Consider the following 22,021-nt stretch of genomic DNA (forward strand, 5'->3'; position numbering starts at 1 on the left):
TAGATTATGTCTGCCACAGCACACGAACAAGTTGAAGATCATGGGCATCATCATAAAGAGACCTTTGTAACTAAATATATATTTAGTCAAGATCATAAGATGATATCAAAGCAGTATTTGATTACTGGTTTGATTATGGGTGTTATAGGTATAGCAATGTCATTGCTGTTCAGAATGCAGTTGGCATGGCCAGGGGAATCGTTTCCTGTTTTTGAGGCTTTGCTTGGCAAATGGGCCCCTGACGGTGTTATGGATGCCGATGTTTATTTGGCACTTGTTACCATACATGGTACATTAATGGTGTTTTTTGTATTGACTCAAGGTTTGAGCGGTACTTTTAGTAATCTTTTGATTCCGTTGCAGATTGGTGCACGTGATATGGCTTCAGGTTTTTTGAATATGTTGTCGTATTGGATGTTTTTTATCTCTTCTGTGATAATGATTTTATCATTGTTTCTTGAAGCAGGACCCGCAGCTGCTGGCTGGACGGTTTATCCACCTTTGAGTGCCCTTCCAATGGCACAACCTGGTTCAGGTTTGGGTATGACACTCTGGTTGGTGTCAATGACTATATTTATTGCATCTTCCTTATTGGGGTCTCTGAATTATATCGTTACCGTATTGAATTTAAGAACCAAGGGTATGTCTATGACACGTTTGCCATTGACAATTTGGGCGTTCTTTGTGACAGCAATAATCGGCGTAATATCGTTTCCCGTATTACTATCTGCAGGTCTTTTGTTACTTATGGATAGAAGTTTCGGAACGTCATTTTTTCTATCCGATATTTTTATTCAAGGTGAGGTCTTGCATTACCAAGGTGGGTCACCAGTTTTATATGAACACTTATTTTGGTTCTTAGGCCACCCAGAGGTGTATATCGTTATTCTCCCTGCAATGGGTATCGTATCAGAAGTAATGGCAGTCAACGCCCGTAAGCCTATCTTTGGCTACCGTGCGATGATCGCCTCTATTTTGGCGATTGCTTTTCTTTCGACTATCGTTTGGGGACATCACATGTTTATTTCAGGTATGAATCCGTTCTTGGGTTCTGTATTTACATTCACTACCTTATTGATTGCAATACCATCTGCCGTAAAAGCATTTAACTGGATTACCACCCTATGGAAAGGTAATTTACAGTTGAATCCTGGGATGCTGTTTTCCATAGGTATGGTATCTACATTTATATCAGGAGGTCTAACGGGAATTATCTTGGGAGATAGTACGTTGGATATCAACGTTCATGATACTTATTTTGTAGTAGCTCACTTCCACTTGGTAATGGGTATCTCGGCACTATATGGTATGTTTGCGGGTATCTATCACTGGTTCCCTAAAATGTTCCATGGTCGAATGATGAGTAAGAATTTAGGATATGTTCATTTCTGGATTACGGCGGTCGGATCTTATGGAATCTTTTTCCCTATGCACTTTGTAGGTATGGCCGGGGTGCCGAGAAGGTATTACGAGAATACCAATTTTCCGATGTTCGACGATTTGACCGATATACAGGTGTTGATGACCGTTTTTGCACTGATTACTGCAGGGGCCCAGTTGATCTTCGCCTATAATTTCATTAGTAGCATTTTCTACGGAAAGAGAGGAGTTCAAAATCCATGGAAAGCAAATACATTGGAATGGACAACACCTTTAGAGCCTATTCATGGTAACTGGCACGGTGAAATACCACACGTTCATAGATGGGCCTATGACTATAGTAAGGTTGATGAAAAAGGAGAATATATTATTCCAGGACAAGACTTTATCCCGCAAACGGTTCCGTTGCTAGACGATGAAGAAGAGTTACAACATTAAACTTGTCTAAATAAATAAAAAAATGCCCAGCTGTATAAGTTGGGCATTTTTTTTGATATATTTAGTTGTAGCCCCATGATGGGGTTATAAAGGGGTCTTTTTGCCGTGGGGATGTTATTTGTTCCATATTTCAGGTCTTGAGAAACCCGTAACTAGAATGCTGCTATGAAAAATTTAATCGTTTTATGTACCCTTATATTTTGCTTTCAAGCTTTTGCTCAACGGAAGCCTAAAATTAAGGGTAATAAAAATGTCGTCGAGGTCGTAGAGAATCTCCCCCCATTCAATGGTATTAAGTTAAATGATGATCTTGAAATAGTACTTCAAAAATCATCTCAAGAAGGATATCAGATTACCGCCGATGATAACTTGATCGATGTTTTGAAATTTGATGTGCAAGACAATACCCTGGTCATAAGTTCATATTACAAGATTACCTCGAAAAAAAAACTTGATATTACCATCAACTATTTTGAATTGAATAATATAGCAATGAACGATGGTCGCATTCGTATGAAAGATGTGATTAAGTCCGATGAGTTAAATGTTAATACATACGGAAGCTCCAAATTAGAACTCACGGCGGATGCCCCGTTTATTAATATCAACATGGAGGGTAATAGTTCTGGCGATTTCAATCTCGATGGTGATTCGGTAAACATTGTTTTAAAGGATAGGATTGATGTTCAGGTCTATTCGGGGAGTGATAGCAACACGATTAAAATGTATAAGAATGCCTCTCTAAAAATGGAAGGTACAGCCAACACATTTATGGTGAATCTTCTAGAGAATGCCAACTTGAAAGCCGAACGATTTGAAGCTAATAATGTAACCTTGAACTCAAACGATTCATCTACCGCAATAGTTAACGCCCTAGATACTTTCGAACTTTCTTCAAGTGGTTCATCGAAGGTATACCTATACGGAAAGGCCAAAATAACTATTCTTGATTTTCTGGATACCTCCGAACTTCACAAAGAAAAATAGGCTGTTTCACACTTTTGTGAGTGTTGTCAATAGGTGATTTATATTAAGAGGTGGTTAGCTTTTAATAGCGTTTTTGTTTTTTCTTAATTATCAAAGTATCTCTAAAAAAGTATTAGGATTAATCAACAATTCTAGCTTATTTTAATAAAGTATTTATAATGGATTTTCCATTGTAAAAAGGAGGCACTTTTGAATAGTTAAGTATTGGAAAGTTGCTTTAATTGATGTTTTGCAGAACAACTATGGCTTTTTTACAAAATAGTAGTGTTATATGAATCTTAGGGACGGTGTAAAGACTTCCGATAATAAGGTTTCCGCAGAAACCGAAAAGTTGGCTGATTTCGTTAAAGACGAAAGTAAGTCGCTAATTGATAGGCTAGAATGTTATGAAGATATCATAAACTTGGAAGTAGGTGATACCGCACTGAACAGGGCAAAAACTTTGGAAAGGGAGTTTGATATTCGACAGCTTTATCTTAAGTACGAGGGTGACAACCCTACCGGCACACAAAAAGATCGCATAGCTTTTGCCCAAATGTATGATGCACTTCGAAGAAAGTATGAAGTAACTTCACTTGCAACTTGTGGAAATTATGGCGTGGCAGTTGCATTGGCCGCTAATCTAGCGGGTATCAAATGTAAAATTTACATTCCTGAGTCTTATCAGACCGATCGTTTCGCAGAGATGAAATCGCTTGGCGCCGAAATTATTCAGTTGTCTGGCAGTTATGAAGATGTAGTTCGCAAAAGTAGTGCCTTGGCACAACAGAACGATTGGTACGATGCAAACCCTGGTGGTGCGAATACGCCATTGCAGATTTCCGCATATTCACAAATCGCTTTTGAAATAATTGAAGAGTTGGGTGATGCCCCCAAATATTGTGCAGCTCCGGTTTCGAACGGAACCTTGTTCGCCGGTATTTATAGAGGCTTTGTAAGCATGTATAAACGAGGGAAGACGTCACGAATTCCTAAAATGATAGCTGCCTCGTCATCTCGAAAGAATCCGATAGTACAGTCATTTATACAGGGTCTGGACTTTTGTAAGGATTTAGATCCGCACATCGCCAAAGAAACCAAGTATAATGAACCATTGGTGAACTGGCATAGTTTTGATGGGGAAGAAGCCCTTTATGCGCTCATTCAATCCGAAGGTAGTGCATTCAATATTAGTGATAAGAAAATGAAGGAAATGAGTAGTTTTTTACTTAAAAAGGAAGGGTTGCGTATTTTGCCTGCAGCCACGGCCGGACTCATTGCTTTATTGGAAATGGATGAAAAACATAATTTTGAACCGGATCGCTATGTTTCGGTTTTAACAGCGAAATATTAGTGTTATGAAAGAAGAATCTATTGATGGCAAAGCGCTGGTCTATTGTGAACAAGGTTTCAACACGCCTAATGGAAAAACGGCTCATGGCCTCGTTCGTTTTACCGAGCGTTATGATGTTGTGGGGGTCATCGATAGCAATTATGCAGGTCAAGATGCGGGAAAAGTGCTTGATGGCAAAAATAATGGCATACCAATCTTCAAAAGTATTGGGGAGGCTACCAAAAAGCTTACCGACATGAACCAAGTGCCTAAATCGCTCGTTATGGGGCTTGCCCCAGATGGGGGAAGAATGCCTGCACAAGCCAAAATTACCATAAAAAAGGCATTGGAAATGGGGTGGAACGTTGATAGCGGATTGCATGATTTTTTGACAAACGATAAAGATTTGATGCGCCTTGCCGAGGCAAATGAGTGTCGCGTGCGTGATATAAGAAGAACCCCGGATCGCGACAAGCTTCATTTTTTTACTGGGGATATTGAGAAAGTGTCTTGTCTTAAGCTAGCAGTGTTAGGAACCGACTCTGCTATTGGCAAGCGTACCACAGCTTGGCTGTTAGTACATGGTTTTCGCAATAGCGGAGTGAAGGCCGAAATGATTGGAACCGGTCAGACCGCTTGGATGCAAGGGGCGAAGTACAGTATGGTCATGGATAGTTGTATAAATGATTTTGTTTCCGGGGAAATAGAACATGCCGTAGTAAGCGCTTGGCGTAATGAAGACCCTGATGTAATAATCATTGAAGGTCAAGGAAGTTTAATGAACCCCGCTTATCCGGGAGGTTTTGAAATTTTGGCAGCCGGTCGACCCGATTACGTTATTTTACAGCATGCACCGAAAAGGGTGGAGTATGATGGTTTTCCGGGGTATAAATTACATTCCATAAAAGAACAGATAAATGCCATTCAGGTAATCTCGGGAAAGGAAGTAATTGCCATAACGTTGAATCATGAACTTATGGAACCGGAAGAAATATTGCCGGCTTGTGAGGCATTGACGGCTGAAACGGGTTTGCCCACTTTCGACGTTCTAGCCCATGGGCCCGATAAACTCATTGCTTTATTGAAGTCGAAGATAAAATGAATGACATTCGCACCCTCGTTGTTTTTAATGAACTAAAGGTTCATCAAGTTATCATTGAGCCAAAACGGGTCAAAGCTACCTATACGATAGTTAAAAATGATGGTGGGGAGGTAAGTAATGAACTTATCTATTCCTATAAAAATGCCTATTTCGATAAAAGTAGTGCTGTAGATGCCAATTTGGCTTCTATGATGCTTGCGCAGGTCGCCCTTAATTACGGACTTTTTTTTAAGACAATCACCCTCGACGGTCTTTACGATGCGGCTGATAAGCGTTTTCTTCTTGACATGATGGAGAATACCTCACGTGAAATAGTGGTCAATAAGTTTTTGGTGAAAAATGAATTTTTAAAACCTCCTTTCGATAATCTTACAATACAAAAATTAGAACGTTATACAGCAGCTGATTTGAATTTTGTCAACACCTGCTTTGCAAATCTGAAACTGAATAAAGAAAGAGCGGTTACTGATAAAAATCAATATGCCATTCTCAGTAGCGGGGGGAAAGATAGTCTGCTTACTTACGGTATAATAAAGGAAATTGGCGAACCACATCCGGTGTTTATTAATGAATCGGGTAGGCATTGGTTTACTGCGATTAATGCCCATGAACATTTTGAAAAAATTGAGCCCAATACCGTAAAACCTTGGTGCAATAGTGATCGTATTTTTAATTGGATGGTAAAACAGATGCCATTTATAAAGGAAAATTTTCAGAACATTCGAGCAGATATTTACCCCATCCGTTTATGGACGGTCGCTGTTTTTCTGTTTGGCGTATTGCCCGTTGCGCGCAAACGCGGAATTGCAAATATTCTAATTGGTAATGAATATGACACTACGGTAAAAGGTAACCATAACGGTATCAGTCATTATAATGGGCTGTATGACCAGAGTAAGTATTTTGACAATGCACTGACGAGATATTACCAAAAGAAAGGATGGAATATGTACCAATATTCCATTTTAAGAAGCCTTTCGGAGCTTCTTATCCTCAAAGTGTTGGTAAAACGTTATCCCGATCTTCAACAACACCAGGTGTCATGCCATGCTGCCCACGAGTTTGAAGGTCGCATGCTTCCATGTGGCAAATGTGAGAAATGTCGGAGAATTGTCGGTATGCTAAAAGCTTTGGATGAGGATCCGAAGCGCTGTGGCTATTCCGAAAACCAAATCGAAAATGGACTTAAGGCACTTGGTCAACAAAAGGTAAAACAAATTGGAAGTGACGCGGCACACTTATATAATCTTCTACTACAAAAAAATCTGATAGACAAAAATGAGCACACCCTGAAAATTGCGAAATCACACCCTGAAATCGTAAAATTACGTTTTGATAATGAAAGAAGTCTCTTGTCAGATTTACCACAACACATCCGGAAACCTTTATTTTCAATCCTATCAAAATATAGTGATGGTGCCGTACAGCTTCTAGATCGAAAATGGCATACCTTTATAATGGAAGATGGGGCTTTGGAATCGGCTTATTTTTTATCCGAAGAGAAATAACGAAAAATGCTTTCTCCATTCGCTATAATTGTAAACGAGTATTTGAATTAATAGGAAATGTATTTCCCAATTCGTATCCTTAGTCTTCGCCCAATTTAAATTATTAAAAGCATGAAAGAACCGTATAAGAAAGGCAGCTTCCTTTGGGAACAGATGACGTGGCCAGAGATTGAGGCGTATCTAAAAACTGTAGATACTGCCATTTTACCTTGTGGCGCCATAGAACAACATGGCCCACATTTACCTGTGGATATTGATTATTTTGACGCCAAATATATGGCCTTTAAAGTGGCTGAAGCTTGTGAGGAACCTAAACCTTTGGTGTTGCCTACTATTCCTTTTGGGGTTTCGTACCATCATGACGATTTTAAAGGTACGCTGAGCGTTACCAATGATGCACTCTCGAAATTCGTCTATGATATTGGTATGAGCCTTGCCAAAAATGGGATTAAGAAAATTATTATTTTAAACGGTCATGGCGATAATGAACCTACGTTGACCTATGCGGCCCAAATGATCAACCGCGATGCCAAGATTTTTGTGTGTGTTGATACCGGTGAGACGAGTGATGTTGATTTGTACAATCTTATCGATACGCCTAATGATATTCACGCCGGCGAGATTGAAACAAGTACGGCCTTGGCGCTGCGACCCGATTTGGTGCAAATGGATAAAGCAGTCAATGAAACGATGAATTTTGGCAGTAAGTTTCTTGATTACGATAATGAACGCGGCGTTAATTGGTACGTTCAAACGAATAAAATTTCAGAAAGTGGGGTCATGGGAGACGCCACAAAAGCGAGTGCCGAGAAAGGGCGAAAAATGTGGGAGCTCATGATTCACCATATGGTCCGTTTCGTCGAGTCGATAAAGAATACGCCTTTGGAAGAACTGTACCAAAAAAGATATTGATGAAAATTACCAAAGTGTCGTATGAGCGTTTTGATATTAAATTAGCGACACCTTATACCATTGCATATGAAACAGTATCAAAATCGGTCAACTTTATACTTAAACTAGAATCGGAAGGCTTGATTGTAGGTTATGGTTGTGCGGCACCGGATGAAGTTGTCACAGGAGAAACCGCAGAACAGGTCGAACAGGCCATACAAAATACAATTGTTCCCTTATTGAAAGGTAGAAACCCTTTTGCCTATATCAAAATAATTGAAGAGTTAAAACAGCTATTAAAAGATTATTCCTCGACATTGGCCATGGTCGATATGGCTTTGTATGATCTGATTTCTAGGAAGGCGGATGTGCCATTATATCAATTTTTAGGTGGCTTTCGAAGTAGCATCCCGACGAGCATTACAATTGGTATTTTATCAAGTAAGGAGACCATCGAACAGGCAAGGGAATTCGTTAGACAAGGATTTTTTATTCTTAAGATTAAAGGCGGACTTCAACTCGAGGAAGATATTGAAAAAATGAAATTGCTACGTGAAAAGTTTCCTGAACTGGTCCTGCGATTTGATGGTAATCAAGGGTACTCGGTGGCAGAATCGATAGCTTTTGTCAATGCCACGGATGAGGTTGGAATAGAAATATTCGAACAGCCCACAAAAATCGGAAAAGAAGAAAATTTAGGGGAAGTAACCAAAAACGTTGGTTTACCGGTTATGGCGGATGAAAGTATTAAAACCTTGGCCGATGCATTTCGTTTGGCGCAGCACCAACGCATCGACATGGTGAACATTAAAATAATGAAGGTGGGCGGCATAGTAGAAGGCCTGCATGTGAATTCCGTGGCAAAATCCGCAAACTTGGAAGCAATGGTCGGCTGTATTGACGAGTGCAGCCTGGGAATTTCTGCCGGACTCCATTTTGCGTTGTCAAGACCGAATATTCAGTTTGCCGATTTAGATGGACATTTAGATATGTTGAATGATCCTTTTACCGGCTTGTTCCATCTAAAAAAGGGGATTTTATACCCCAGTGATAGTCCGGGTTTAGGAAATGTCAATTTGTAATGGGAGCGGTCATAAGATGGTCTGGAATCCCGAAGCCATCGACCAATACCTCCATATGTGGGCGTAATTCAGAACATAATCGTTCTACGCGTTGACGAATGGCCTTTGACTTTGTGCTGCCAATATAGCCTTGTTCGAGAAACCAAAACGCATTCTCCTTAATTTGGTTGAGTGCATATAAGGTTCCAAGTTTTTCAAAAAGCAGTCGATTCTTCTCGTCGGCAATATTTTCAGTGAAATTAACATACATATGATAGGCCAATTCATGGCTGTACGCTTTGCCCAACGCTAGTAAATGGTCTTGTACCTTAAGAAATGCCTGATACGAAGGCATGCCCTTTTTAATATAACTGCGAATGCGCATTGCTAATGTATAGGTCAATCTTCTTGTGCGATATTGAAATGCATGTCTGTGAAACTTGGTGTTGAACAAATGCTCTTTGTCGATTTTGTTTGAATAAACCGGATTTATAGTAGTGAGTTTGTCACTGATTTGCGACCCCAGCAATTTTAGTACTGAAGAAAATCCGGCGCTATTGAATTCAGAATTAAAATCTGACAAAATACCCTTAGCTGCCAATTGCAGCAGAACAGTATTATCTCCTTCAAAGGTTGTAAAAATATCTACGTCTCCCTTTAGGTCCGCGATTCTATTTTCTATAAGATACCCTTTGCCACCACAGGCTTCCCTGCATTCTTGAATCGCATCGTTTGCAAACCATGTAATTATTGATTTGAGTCCAGCCACTTGGGTCTCGATTTTACGCTTGTCGTTTGAAGTGTCATCGGCATAAGCCTGCATAATATGGTCTAAGGTGATACTATGCACATAACATTCGGCCACTTTTGGCGTCAATCGCAATTGATGGGTAGGATAATCCATAATAAGGTCTTCCTGAATCTTAACGCTATCGTTGAATTGTCGCCTGCCCAAAGCATATTTCACGGCAATGGTTAGGGCCATTTTGGCTCCGCCTAATCCGGCTCGTGCCACACAGATGCGCCCGCCGACCAAAGTACCTAGCATGGTGAAAAAGCGTTTGTTCGGATTCTTTATTTCGGATTGATAGGTGCCCGTCGTATCGATATCACCATATTTGTTCAATAGATTTTCACGAGGCACTAAAACTTGGTCGAACCATATTTTGCCGTTGTCCACGCCGTTCAAGCCCAATTTGTAACCGTTATCCTCAACGGTGATACCGGGTAGAAGTTCGTGGTTTTCGTTTCTCAAGGGCACTAAGATGGCATGTACACCCTCGTTTTTTCCAGCGACGATCAACTGGGCAAAGACCGTTGCCATTTTGGCGTGCAGTGCATTGCCGATATATTCTTTATTATCATTTTTTCCGGGCGTATGGATTACGATCTGCTCAGTTTCCTTGATGTAAGTGGCCGTGGTACGAATGCCGCGCACGTTTGAACCATGTCTGGTTTCGGTCATCGCAAAGCACCCAAGCAATTTTACGGCACCGGCATCTTGTAAATAATGGTCGTGATGTTTTTTGGTGCCTAGTTTTTGAATGCTTCCCCCAAAAAGTCCGACTTGCACGCCAAACTTTATGGCGAGGCTGCCATCAACATACATCAGATTTTCAAAAATATGGGCATAGGCCGGCATGTTTTCGATGCCCCCATAGGCTTTTGGGTAGGCCATTGCCCCGTATCCTTTTGCTCCTAAAAATTTAACTTGTTCAAGTACCTTTTGTCTAAAATCTTCCTTGTTCCTTTTTATTTGCCAATCAAAGATTGGATCGGCCAGAAGTGCACGAAAGGCATCAAGGTGTTCGGCATGCTCACCCTTTAGAAGGGCGTCCAATTCGGAAGCATTATAATAATTTGATGTTTTCTCGTGTACCACCGCTACCTCGAACAAGTGGTTGTAGTGGTTGGGCTGTATGCCCAAATTTATTTCGATATGTTTTAATTGCTCATTAAAGGGGCATTCGCTTTTATAGCTGCATACTAATTTTTGGCTAAAAGAAGAAAGAGGGTAGGTTTCACTTTCGACCAGCTTCACCCCAGAGTTCGAAATAGTATGTTTCCAGTTTTTTAATTCTGTATTGGCAGGGGGATGGTCTCTTTTTAACCACTCGAGCATCGTATTTTTGTCCGAATCAATAAGTGATTCGTCGTGTTCAAATGATTTTTTTACCACTTCGATTTCGGAAGCGGATAGAAGGTCATCGGACCATATCACATAAAAAAAAGGAATATATTGTAAAATGCCCGAGGAATATTTTGTTTTTTGCATAGGCTGAATTTACGAATTATTTGTATTTATTTCATTAACGTTAAATAGTGTGAAACTTCATTTGAAAGGAAGGATAATACCTGTCAAAATATATGTAAGCACGGTTGGTCTTACTGAAATTATAATGGAGGTCTATACCTAATTTACCTATCTTTGTTAGCCTATGAACGAGCATTTAGACCCAACAACGGGTAATTTTTCTTCCGAGGAAGTGGACATTGAAAGAGCCCTAAGACCGGTTACTTTTGATGATTTTACTGGACAGGAACAGGTGTTGGAAAATTTAAAGGTCTTTGTCGAGGCGGCAAATCAGCGCAATGAAGCCTTAGATCATACGTTGTTTCATGGCCCCCCAGGATTAGGAAAAACTACTTTGGCCCATATTTTGGCTAACGAGTTGGGGGTAGGCATTAAAATCACCTCAGGGCCTGTATTGGATAAACCCGGTGACTTGGCCGGGTTGCTTACCAATCTAGACGTACGTGATGTGCTTTTTATCGATGAGATTCACCGACTGAGTCCCATTGTGGAAGAATACCTCTATTCGGCCATGGAAGATTACAAAATCGATATCATGATCGAGACCGGACCCAATGCAAGGTCGGTTCAAATCAATTTGAATCCCTTTACCCTAATAGGAGCAACAACCCGATCAGGTCTACTGACGGCGCCCATGCGGGCACGATTCGGAATTCAGAGTCGATTACAGTATTACGATACCGAGCTGCTATCTACAATTGTTGAGCGGAGCGCTGAAATTTTGAAAGTACCGATTACACCAGATGCGGCTATCGAAATTGCGGGACGAAGTAGGGGTACACCCCGTATATGCAATGCACTTCTGAGAAGAGTACGTGATTTTGCACAGATAAAAGGCAATGGCAACATTGATATGGACATTTCTAAATTTAGCCTTAAGGCTTTGAATGTTGATGCGCATGGTCTTGATGAAATGGATAATAAAATTTTAACTACCATAATTGATAAATTCAAAGGTGGTCCGGTAGGGATTACGACTTTGGCCACTGCCGTTTCTGAAAGTGCTGAGACGATTGAGGAAGTTTACGAGCCTTTTTTGATTCAACAAGGTTTTATCATGAGAACTCCAAGAGGTCGCGAGGTTACCGAGTTGGCCTATAAGCATTTGGGCAGAGTGAAGGGTGGTGCCCAACCAGGTCTATTTTAATCTCATTTTTAGATAATTTAGAGTAAACCAAAATGCAAAAGAGAATACCCGTAGTATCTTTACCTCAATTTTTATTGCATTCATTGGATATTCTAAAAAATCCACTGCCATTTCATCTAGATAACTTTAAAAGGCATGGTGACGTTTTTCGCTTAAAGATTGGTTTTAAGAATTCCGTAATTTTTTCACGTGATGCCGCGCTCGCCGAATATGTGCTTCAAAAGAATTGGAAGAATTATACAAAGTCCCCCATACAGACGGTAGATTTAGCAAAGTATCTCGGTAAAGGGTTGTTGACTTCGGAGGGTGAACATTGGCGAAGGCAACGAAAATTAATACAACCTGCTTTTCATAAAAAGCAACTTGCAAAGCTATTGGGAAGCATCGAAGAAACAATCATAGAAGCCCTGTCGGGAGTCGAAACTGGCATAACTACTGACGTATTTCCCATTTTTAACGATTTGGCCTTTAAAACCGTAGTGCGGTCATTGTTCAGCAATGCCGCGAGCGATGAAGAAATTGCGCAACTTCAGCATAGTACCGAAATGAATCAAAAAATGCTGGTGAAAGAATTGCGACAGCCCTATCTGGGTTGGTATTTCAGGGCCTCGGGAAAAATAGAGGAACATATCAAATTGGCCGAAGCATCGAAGGCTATTTTACGTGATATCATTATTCGCAGAAAGAAGTCTTCTAAACGTTACGACGATCTGTTAGACATGCTTTTGGATGCGCGCTATGACGATGGAAGTGCCATGTCGGAAGAACAATTGATCGATGAGATTTTAGTGCTTTTTGTTGCCGGTCATGAAACAACGGCGAACACCCTCAGTTTTACGGTACAGCTTTTGGCGCATCACCCTGAATGGCAGAAACAGATACTAAATGAGTTTGAAAAGATGGGGAATAGTGAGCAAGACTTAATGCAATTGGTAATGTCTTCCCAGATTGTTACCCAGGTTATTGAAGAATCCATGCGATTGTACCCGCCAGCCTATTTTATAGATCGCGTAAATTTAGAAGCAGATAATTTTAATGGGTTCACTTTAGAAAAGGGCTCAAGCCTACTTTTTTCCATTTATGAAATTCATAGGCATCCTGATCTTTGGGAATCGCCTGAAAAATTTATGCCTGAGCGTTTTAAATCTGATAAAGCCAGAAATTATTCCTCTTTTTACTTTCCTTTTGGGGCAGGCCCAAGAAAATGCATTGGCAATAATTTTGCTATGTTCGAGATGATATTGACCATCGTACAACTCGTATCACGGTTTGAAATCGTTCGAGTGAAAGATGTAATAGAAATCAAACCGTTGATCACCTTAAAACCTAAGAATGCCTTAGTTAAATTTAGGAAACGAAATCTAGACATGCGCTAAATAAGTATGTTCCCTTTTGGTTCGATTCCCTAAGCTATTCCAGTCCAAAATGATTCATCACAGCGTTATAGTTGCTCACATCTACTCCCGAAGACTTAAGGTTGTTCAATAGGCTTGCTTTTCCAGCTATTTCCGATACTGCATTGGACGATTCGATGAGTACGATTCGAAAGTCGATAGTAGTCGGCACGTCTTCATCTGGAATACGGTCAGGCTCATATCCATTGATTGTTTTTGCCAATAAAAGGCGATTAGTGTTAGCTTGTTGCTCTATTAGTAGGCCAAATTTCTCCGTTGAAGTAGAAACCATTCCTATATATGGTAAGAGCTTGGTAATGTTTATCGCAGTTCCCCTTCCCGAATCCGAAGCATAATTAGGCTTGGCATAAGCCAAAACTATATTTCCTTCATTATAAAAATTGTATAATTCTATCCCCCCGGTACTATCTGCGGGAACAGTATAATATCTATATTCATTACTCGCCCCAAAGTGCAAGTTCGCACTCCAATCTGTATTCGAAACTATGATATCATAATGTTTTACATTCGCATTTCCGGGATCCCCTTTGATACCTTGCTCCCCTTCGATGCCTTGTATTCCTTGTTCACCTTGTGGGCCCTGTGGCCCGATGGCACCCACGTCACCGTCTTTAGAACATCCTGTTATTGTCAGTGCACTACTGGCCAGTAGACATAGCGAAATTTTCAACCTAATTTTCATAACCTAATTTTTGTTGGTTTTTTATGTCCTGAAAGTAATAGGTAATCATCGAAACTTTGGTCTATATGTGCAGAATGGCGTCGAAGAAGTGTAAATGGATGATTTTTATGTTTATTCGGAATTGTTTGATACTAATAGGAGAAGGTTTTGTAGAAGAAATAATATTAGTTTTTCGTGCGCTCGGGTTGTCTAAAAAAGATGTGATTTCATTCCCCGAATAATTATATTTTGACAAAATGATATTATAAAAATAAAATTGTGAGCTGCCATTGTCGGGAAAAACATAAAAAATGGTGTTATAACCAGAAAAGTTGCGCTTGTTCGGTAAATTTTTGAAACTGGGGAAAGATGTAGAATATTTGTAAGTAGTTACTTTCTATATAAAAGAAAAAAGGTTGTAAATCGTAAAAGAAATGTGATACTTTTATTGTAAATGTTCTCGTGTAAAGAAAATTTGCATGATATTAAGACTATTGGGAATAGTGAGCTCTTTTTTTAAAATTAGTATTGAATTTTGTAAAATAACAAAAATATTGACCTTTAATATAATCTTATGAAGACAACGCGTATTAGTTTATTTGGTTTAATGGGAATTGCACTTTTATCGTGTAGCAAAAGTGATGATTCTACGCCACCCAAGATTGATCCGGATCCGGATCCTGTGAACCAGGCACCAGCCGCCTTTGATTTGTTGACAGCGGCAGATGGCGCCGAAGGTGTTGACGTATTACCCACATTAACCTGGGAGACCGCCACCGATCCCGATGGCGATACTGTTAGTTATGATGTTTTTCTTGATGGTAGTGCCGATCCAACAACATTGTTGTCTGGTGCAGTTGGCGCAACCACGGTTACAGGAACCGAACGCCTTCATTTTTTGACACCATACAATTGGAAAGTGATTGCTAAAGATACTGAGGGCGCTACCACGGCGAGCGGGGTTTTTGGATTTACTACAAGAGGATTGCGAGTTCCTGCTGCGGCAACAGTTGAAGCAGCTGCGTTTTCTCCAAAAATTGCTCTTTCTTCGGTTGCCTTCGGAGATAAGCTTTGGGTAATAGGCGGAAGAGATTCTGCAGGGTTTCAAGAAGAGGTTTGGTCGACTAGTGATGGGGCCGCTTGGTCTTTAGTTACTGAAGAACCTGGTTTTCTTGGAAGAGCAAGTCATGCAACTGCTGTCTTTCAAGACAAAATGTGGGTGATGGGAGGTACTTCGATCCGCGAAGTCGCTCCCACACCAGAGAATCCATCTGGAGATGAGCAATATTATATGAACGATGTATGGTCTAGTGTCAATGGTACCGATTGGGTAGAATTGACTTCAGAGGCCGCTTTTGCAAAACGTGATGGATTGACTTCTGCAGTTTTGGGTGATCGGCTTTTTGTAATGGGTGGTTATGATGGTACCTATATGAATGATGTTTGGTCCACAACCGACGGAGAAGTTTGGGAACAGGTAGTTGCATCGGCTGAGTTTTCAGCCCGTTCTGGTCACACCACTGTAGTGTTTGACGATAAGATTTGGGTAATCGGTGGCTGGGATGGTATCAAAAGATTGAATGATGTTTGGTACAGTGCCGACGGTATAACTTGGTCTCAGGCCACTGGAGCAGCTGAGTTTTCTGCCCGTGTAAATCCTACAGCGGCAGTATTCGATGGTAAACTTTGGGTTATCGCTGGATATGCCTCAACTGCTGTGAACGATATCTGGTTCAGTGCAGATGGTATTACTTGGGAACAAGCGTCGGGTGACGAAACTTTTCCAGTTAGAGGTGACCATACTACCGCCGTATTCGATGATAAAATATGGGTAATAGGAGGAAATGATGGAAGCTTAGATCAAAAGTATAACGATGTTTGGGCATTGGATTAATACATAAAACGGGCTGCCTAGGTGTAACTAACTAGCGAACAGGCCATAAAAGTATACGGTCGAAGTAGGTTTTTTCAAACTACTTCGACCGTTTTTATTTGTTCAAATTTGAAAGTTCAAGCCTGTGTGAAATCTTCAGACTGCCAGAGCCTGATGTGACCTTAAAATGTTGTGCATTGTAAAATCCTAGATTAAGATTAGTACCTTCGTCATTATCAAATTGTCGGGTGACCACATCAAAATGTTAGGAAAACCAGAATATGCAAAAGCTATAAAAACCGAGGCCAAACGTCTTGGTTTTTTGTCATGCGGTATTTCAAAGGCCGAATTTTTGGAAGAGGAGGCTCCGAGATTGGAGCAATGGCTAGAGAATAATATGCATGGCGAAATGGCTTACATGGCCAACCATTTTGACAAGCGACTAGACCCTACCAAGCTGGTCGAAGGGTCAAAATCGGTCATTTCACTATTGCTGAATTATTATCCGGAAGAAACACAGAAAAATGATAGTTATAAGTTGTCGAAATATGCGTATGGCCACGATTATCATCATGTTATCAAATCAAAGCTAAAACTGTTGCAAGAGTTTATTTCCGAGGAGATTGGTGACGTTAATGGTCGTGCCTTTGTTGATTCAGCACCCGTTTTAGATAAAGCGTGGGCGGCTAAGAGTGGTCTGGGTTGGATTGGAAAACACAGCAATCTACTTACCCAACAAGTCGGTTCATTTTACTTCATTGCCGAACTTATTGTTGATTTGGAATTGGAATATGATTTGCCCGTCACCGATCACTGTGGCACCTGCACGGCTTGTATCGATGCTTGCCCAACAGAAGCCATAGTTGAACCTTATGTGGTCGATGGAAGCAAATGTATTTCCTACTTTACCATCGAATTAAAAAATGAGATTCCGAATGAGTTTCATGGAAAATTTGATGATTGGATGTTCGGTTGCGATGTTTGTCAAGACGTTTGCCCCTGGAACCGGTTTTCAAAACCCCACAATGAGCCTTTATTCAATCCGCATCCTGAATTGTTGTCGATGACCAAAAAAGATTGGCAAGAAATAACCGAAGACGTTTTCAAAAAAGTCTTTCAAAAATCAGCAGTAAAAAGAACTAAATTCTCAGGGCTACAACGAAACATTGAATTCTTGAAGTAATAGACACCGCTTTTAAATCGTTGTCGATTTTTTGCAAATACTTTAAATTTCTCATCAAAGGTTTCTTAAACCTTATCATGCATTCTTACTTCGATTTTCAACTGTTCAAGCATTAAAAAACACTATATTGAGTAGAATTTTTTTCGACTAAACTAGTGTAACAATGAAAATACGGAAGCCTGAGCTGAGTTTTTGGCAGATATGGAACATGAATGTGGGTTTTTTTGGAATCCAGTTTAGTTTCGGGCTACAACAGACCGCAATAAATCCTATATTTTCTTTTCTTGGTGCACATCACGAAGAACTTCCTTTGCTCAATCTTGCAGGTCCAGTTACCGGGTTGTTGATTCAGCCGATAATCGGGGCGATTTCTGACAAAACTTGGTCACCGCGGTGGGGACGTCGCAAACCTTTTTTCTTGATTGGTGCCATAGTAGCAAGTTTATGTCTGTTTGTATTTCCCTTTAGTTCTCATTTGTGGTTTGCCGTAGGGCTTCTTTGGATTTTAGATGCCGCCAACAATACAGCTATGGAACCGTACAGGGCCTTTGTGGGTGATAAATTGCCCGATAACCAATTGACGTACGGTTTTCAAATGCAAAGTCTGTTTGTGGGTGCAGGTATCACCCTGGCGAATTTTTCATTGTTCCTTTTTCAAGATTGGTTCAGTGTTCCTTCGGCAAGTGGAAGCCTTTGTTCAACCACCACCGAGGTAGTGTCGGCAATCCCGACGTGGGTGTATTATAGTTTCTTTTTAGGTGCGGTAGCTTCCATGGGAACTATTTTATGGTCTGTTTTTAAAACACCTGAGATACCGCCTACGGATGCCGAACTTGCACATATAAGAAATAAAGATAGGGGCAAGTCTTTTATTCAGAAAGTTTTCGGACCCGTTCTCGAAATTGTACATGCCATTGGTGTTATGCCCAAACTAATGTGGCGTCTTTCAGCCGTCTATTTTTTTCAATGGTATGCCCTGTTCGTATACTGGCAGTTCATAACCCCGATGCTCAGAACCGGCCTGTTTGGTATTAGTAACCAAGATACTGAAAGGTTTGAATCCATTATGGCCGCTTGTAATGCTGGTAGTGTAATCGGAACAAGCGACCTATCTTTTGCTCAAAATATTCAATCACTATCGGAACAGGCCTTGGCCCAAACCGGGTTGATGAACGGGACGTATAATTTAGTGACGATGGTCGTGGCTTTGGCCCTGGTGCCTTTGGCAAGAAAATACAGTTCGAAGTTGGTTTATGTGCTCAGTTTAGTGCTGACCGGAGTGGCCATGTTGAGTATGCCCTATATTTCAGATCAATATCTATTGCTTCTGCCAATGATTTTATTTGGTGTCGGGTGGGCGGCGATGATGGGTATTCCGTATGCTATGGTATCGAAAGTGATTCCTGAAGATCGTCGGGGTGTTTATATGGGCATCGTGAATATGATGATAGTGATACCCATGCTGATTCAGACGGTTTCCTTCGGATTTATTATCAAGAATATGCTTGGTAATGACGCTATAAATGCTATTCTTTTTGGGGGAATTTTCTTCATCATTGCAGCGATTTTGGCATTGCGTTTGAAGATTCCCGATGATTGATAAGTAATGCAATTCGGGGAATGTATTTTTCCTAGCGGTAAGATTGTTACCTAAGATAAAAACGGGATAAAAAGTAGACGCCCCGAACTTAAACTTCATTTCAGCAACTTTCAACGACTTTTATCCGAAGAATACTACTAAATTTGTTTTCCAAAGTCTAACTATATGAGCAACGAGAAACAAAGACGTGAAGCATTGGTCTACCACGCCAAACCCCAACCTGGAAAGATTAAGATTGTACCTACTAAGCCTTATGCCACCCAACGTGATTTGGCGCTAGCTTATTCCCCTGGGGTTGCAGAGCCCTGTTTGGAAATCGCAAAAAATAAGGACAACGTATATAAATACACCTCAAAAGGTAATATAGTTGCCATTATATCGAATGGTACGGCCGTACTAGGACTTGGTGATATCGGACCCGAGGCTAGCAAACCCGTTATGGAAGGGAAGGCTTTGCTTTTTAAGATTTTTGCAGATATTGACGGAATCGATATCGAAGTTGATACCAAAGACGTTGATAAATTTGTGGAAACGGTCAAGATGATTGCACCCACTTTCGGAGGCATCAACCTTGAAGATATAAAAGCACCCGAAGCTTTTGAAATTGAAAGACGCTTAAAGGAAGAACTTGATATTCCGGTGATGCACGATGATCAGCATGGTACAGCGATTATTTCTGCTGCTGCTTTGTTGAACGCCCTTGAAATAGCCCAAAAGAAGATGCACGAAGTAAGAATTGTGGTGAGTGGTGCAGGTGCGGCCGCAGTTTCGTGTACCAAGTTATATAAAGCTTTCGGGGCGAAGGCCGAAAATATTGTAATGTTGGATAGTAAAGGAGTGATTCGAAAGGATGCCGAAAACTTGGCTCCTTCGAAATTGGAGTTTGCCACCGATAGAAAAATTGACACCTTGGAAGAAGCCATGATTGATGCCGATGTTTTTGTGGGCTTGTCCGTTAAGGATATAGTGTCCCCTGAAATGCTGCTTTCCATGGCGAAGGATCCTATTGTTTTTGCTATGGCGAATCCTGATCCCGAAATGAAATATGAATTGGCCGTCTCGACTCGAAAAGATGTTATTATGGCTACTGGGCGTTCAGACCATCCTAATCAGGTAAACAATGTTTTAGGTTTTCCTTTTATATTCCGGGGGGCCTTAGATGTACGGGCGTCGGCAATTAACGAAGAAATGAAGATGGCCGCGGTAAAAGCTTTAGCTTCCTTGGCCAAAGAACCCGTTCCCGAACAAGTGAATATAGCCTATGGAGAAACAAGGTTGACATTCGGCAGGGAATATATCATACCCAAACCTTTTGACCAACGGTTGATATCCGAAATTCCGCCAGCAGTGGCAAAAGCTGCAATTGATAGTGGGGTTGCAAGAATCCCTATCGAGGATTGGAGCAAATATCGCGAGGAGCTATTACAGCGCTCGGGAGACGATAACAAGGTAATGCGACTGCTTATGAACAGGGCGAAAATCGACCCTAAAAAAATTGTTTATGCCGAAGCTGACCATCTAGATGTCTTAAAGGCGGCTCAGATAGCTTATGAAGAGGGTATCTCCATACCGATACTTTTAGGCAAACGTGATATCATCGAAGAACTGATGGGGGAATTGGAATTCGATGCCGATATTGTTATCATTGACCCCAACGCTATCGAATCGAATGAGAGAAGAGATAGGTATGCTACAAAATATTGGGAAAATAGAAGGCGAAGTGGCTCTACCTTGTACAATGCGAAATCTAAGATGCGTGAGCGTAATTATTTCGGGGCGATGATGGTTCTTGAAGGTGATGCAGATGGTATGATTTCAGGTTATTCACGAGCGTACCCCAGAGTGGTAAAACCAATATTCGAGGTGATTGGGAGGGCTACTGGTGTCACAAAGGCCGCCACGGTTCACATTATGATCACACGAAGAGGACCGTTGTTCTTGGCCGATACTTCTATAAATATCGACCCCACGGCAGAAGAAATAGCAGAAATAGCCCGAATGACCGCCAAGGTTGCAGCTACTTTTGGTTTTGATCCCGTAATGGCTTTGTTGTCTTATGCAAACTTTGGGTCTTCTAATCACCCGCATGCTACCAAGGTAAGAAAGGCGATTAAAATCTTACATGCAGAAGATCCTGAATTGGTGGTCGATGGAGAAATTCAAACCGACTTTGCCCTTAATAAAGAATTGCATCAAAGCCAGTTTCCGTTTTCTAAACTAGCAGGAAAAAAGGTGAATACTTTGATTTTTCCGAATTTGGAATCGGCGAATATTACTTATAAACTGTTGAAGGAACTTAATGAAGCGGCATCAATCGGACCAATTATGGTCGGATTGCGAAGGTCTGTACATGTTCTGCAATTGGGTGCAAGCGTTGATGAAATGGTAAATATGTCGGCAATAGCCGTAATCGATGCACAAGAGCGAGAAAAACGCAAGAAAGCAAAAATAGGCAGTAATTAGTTGAACTTTTGTACATATCCGATTCGAGTTTGAACTTGATGGAACAATACCTTCTTGTACTTGATGTGTTATGGAGACTTAATATTTAAACCTGGATTTAACTTATGATTCATCATCTTCACGGCAGACTTATTGAAAAGAATCCCACCCATGTTATTATCGAATGTGCGGGAGTCGGATATTTTGTCAATATATCTTTAAACACCTTTTCGAAGGTTTCCGATAATGAAAACATCAGTTTATATACCCATCTGCAGATTAAGGAAGATTCACATACCTTGTTCGGTTTCGTAGAGAAATCGGAACGGGAGATTTTCCGTTTATTACTATCTGTTTCAGGAATTGGTTCCAGTACGGCCCGAACGATGTTATCATCGCTTTCGCCGTCACAAATAAGAGATGCTATAGCCTCTGGTGATGTGGCTACGATTCAAGGGATAAAAGGGATCGGTGTAAAGACTGCTCAGCGGGTGATTCTAGATCTTAAAGACAAGATTTTGAAAATCTATAATATTGATGAACTTTCCCTTGTTTCAAACAATACAAATAAAGATGAAGCGTTATCTGCATTAGAGGTTCTTGGATTTGTCAGGAAGCAGGCCGAAAAGGTCGTTGACAAGGTTTTGGCACAAGACCCGACACTGAGCGTCGAGGAAACTCTAAAACGCGCGCTCAAAAATTTATAA

16 protein-coding genes are annotated in these 22,021 nt (G+C 40.8%); 14 read left to right on the forward strand and 2 right to left on the reverse strand.

Annotated elements, in window-relative coordinates:
* The first annotated feature begins 6 nt into the window (after positions 1 to 6).
* From BLS33_RS16655 to BLS33_RS16685, 7 genes are all read left to right on the forward strand, one after another.
* Positions 7 to 1,818 carry a cytochrome c oxidase subunit I gene (locus BLS33_RS16655; RefSeq protein ID WP_089892079.1) on the forward strand — a complete coding sequence of 604 codons (1,812 nt, stop codon included), beginning with the start codon at positions 7 to 9 and terminating at the stop codon, positions 1,816 to 1,818.
* Between the two features lie 165 nt (positions 1,819 to 1,983).
* Positions 1,984 to 2,805 carry a GIN domain-containing protein gene (locus BLS33_RS16660; protein WP_089892083.1) on the forward strand — a complete coding sequence of 274 codons (822 nt, stop codon included), beginning with the start codon at positions 1,984 to 1,986 and terminating at the stop codon, positions 2,803 to 2,805.
* A 271-nt stretch (positions 2,806 to 3,076) separates the two neighbouring features.
* Positions 3,077 to 4,138 (forward strand): pyridoxal-phosphate dependent enzyme, encoded by a 1,062-nt coding sequence (locus tag BLS33_RS16665; protein ID WP_089892085.1) that lies wholly within the window; start codon positions 3,077 to 3,079, stop codon positions 4,136 to 4,138.
* A gap of 4 nt (positions 4,139 to 4,142) precedes the next feature.
* Positions 4,143 to 5,219, forward strand: a complete 1,077-nt coding sequence (locus BLS33_RS16670; RefSeq protein ID WP_089892088.1) for an N-acetyltransferase DgcN family protein — start codon at positions 4,143 to 4,145, stop codon at positions 5,217 to 5,219.
* Positions 5,216 to 6,727: a hypothetical protein gene (locus BLS33_RS16675; RefSeq protein ID WP_089892091.1), complete on the forward strand. Its 1,512-nt coding sequence runs from the start codon at positions 5,216 to 5,218 to the stop codon at positions 6,725 to 6,727. The genes BLS33_RS16670 and BLS33_RS16675 overlap by 4 nt, the downstream gene beginning before the upstream one ends.
* Positions 6,728 to 6,838: 111 nt before the next feature.
* Positions 6,839 to 7,639, forward strand: a complete 801-nt coding sequence (locus tag BLS33_RS16680; RefSeq protein ID WP_089892094.1) for a creatininase family protein — start codon at positions 6,839 to 6,841, stop codon at positions 7,637 to 7,639.
* Positions 7,639 to 8,700, forward strand: coding sequence for a mandelate racemase/muconate lactonizing enzyme family protein (locus tag BLS33_RS16685; protein WP_089892097.1), 1,062 nt, complete (start codon positions 7,639 to 7,641; stop codon positions 8,698 to 8,700). Before BLS33_RS16680 ends, BLS33_RS16685 begins: the two co-directional genes overlap by 1 nt.
* On the opposite strand, the gene BLS33_RS16690 is transcribed toward BLS33_RS16685, so the two are convergent.
* The gene (locus BLS33_RS16690; RefSeq protein ID WP_089892100.1) at positions 8,690 to 10,954 is read right to left on the reverse strand and encodes an acyl-CoA dehydrogenase family protein; all 2,265 of its coding nucleotides are present in this window, start codon (positions 10,952 to 10,954) and stop codon (positions 8,690 to 8,692) included. The two genes, BLS33_RS16685 and BLS33_RS16690, sit on opposite strands and share 11 nt — an antisense overlap.
* Before the next feature lie 163 nt (positions 10,955 to 11,117).
* Between BLS33_RS16690 and ruvB the strand changes: the two genes are divergently transcribed.
* The gene (ruvB, locus tag BLS33_RS16695; protein ID WP_089892103.1) at positions 11,118 to 12,140 is read left to right on the forward strand and encodes a Holliday junction branch migration DNA helicase RuvB; all 1,023 of its coding nucleotides are present in this window, start codon (positions 11,118 to 11,120) and stop codon (positions 12,138 to 12,140) included.
* Between the two features lie 32 nt (positions 12,141 to 12,172).
* Complete coding sequence (locus tag BLS33_RS16700) at positions 12,173 to 13,516, forward strand: cytochrome P450 (protein WP_089892105.1); 1,344 nt, start codon at positions 12,173 to 12,175, stop codon at positions 13,514 to 13,516.
* A 34-nt stretch (positions 13,517 to 13,550) separates the two neighbouring features.
* Here BLS33_RS16700 and BLS33_RS16705 read toward each other — a convergent pair whose 3' ends face one another.
* A complete protein-coding gene (locus tag BLS33_RS16705) occupies positions 13,551 to 14,237 on the reverse strand; it encodes a collagen-like protein (RefSeq protein ID WP_089892108.1) in 687 nt (228 codons plus the stop codon).
* Positions 14,238 to 14,790: 553 nt separating this feature from the next.
* On the opposite strand from BLS33_RS16705, the gene BLS33_RS16710 reads away from it, so the two are divergent.
* From BLS33_RS16710 to ruvA, 5 genes are all read left to right on the forward strand, one after another.
* A complete protein-coding gene (locus BLS33_RS16710; protein ID WP_089892111.1) occupies positions 14,791 to 16,110 on the forward strand; it encodes a Kelch repeat-containing protein in 1,320 nt (439 codons plus the stop codon).
* Between the two features lie 241 nt (positions 16,111 to 16,351).
* Complete coding sequence (queG, locus tag BLS33_RS16715; protein ID WP_089892113.1) at positions 16,352 to 17,272, forward strand: tRNA epoxyqueuosine(34) reductase QueG; 921 nt, start codon at positions 16,352 to 16,354, stop codon at positions 17,270 to 17,272.
* Positions 17,273 to 17,435: 163 nt separating this feature from the next.
* Entirely contained in the window at positions 17,436 to 18,872 is a 1,437-nt protein-coding gene (locus BLS33_RS16720) for an MFS transporter (RefSeq protein WP_089892116.1), read from the forward strand.
* 165 nt (positions 18,873 to 19,037) lie between these two features.
* On the forward strand, positions 19,038 to 21,335 hold the full coding sequence (locus tag BLS33_RS16725) for an NADP-dependent malic enzyme (RefSeq protein ID WP_089892119.1): 2,298 nt from the start codon (positions 19,038 to 19,040) through the stop codon (positions 21,333 to 21,335).
* Between the two features lie 104 nt (positions 21,336 to 21,439).
* The gene (ruvA, locus tag BLS33_RS16730) at positions 21,440 to 22,021 is read left to right on the forward strand and encodes a Holliday junction branch migration protein RuvA (protein ID WP_089892122.1); all 582 of its coding nucleotides are present in this window, start codon (positions 21,440 to 21,442) and stop codon (positions 22,019 to 22,021) included.

This window comes from Kriegella aquimaris (genome assembly GCF_900103215.1).
Lineage (GTDB): Bacteria > Bacteroidota > Bacteroidia > Flavobacteriales > Flavobacteriaceae > Kriegella > Kriegella aquimaris.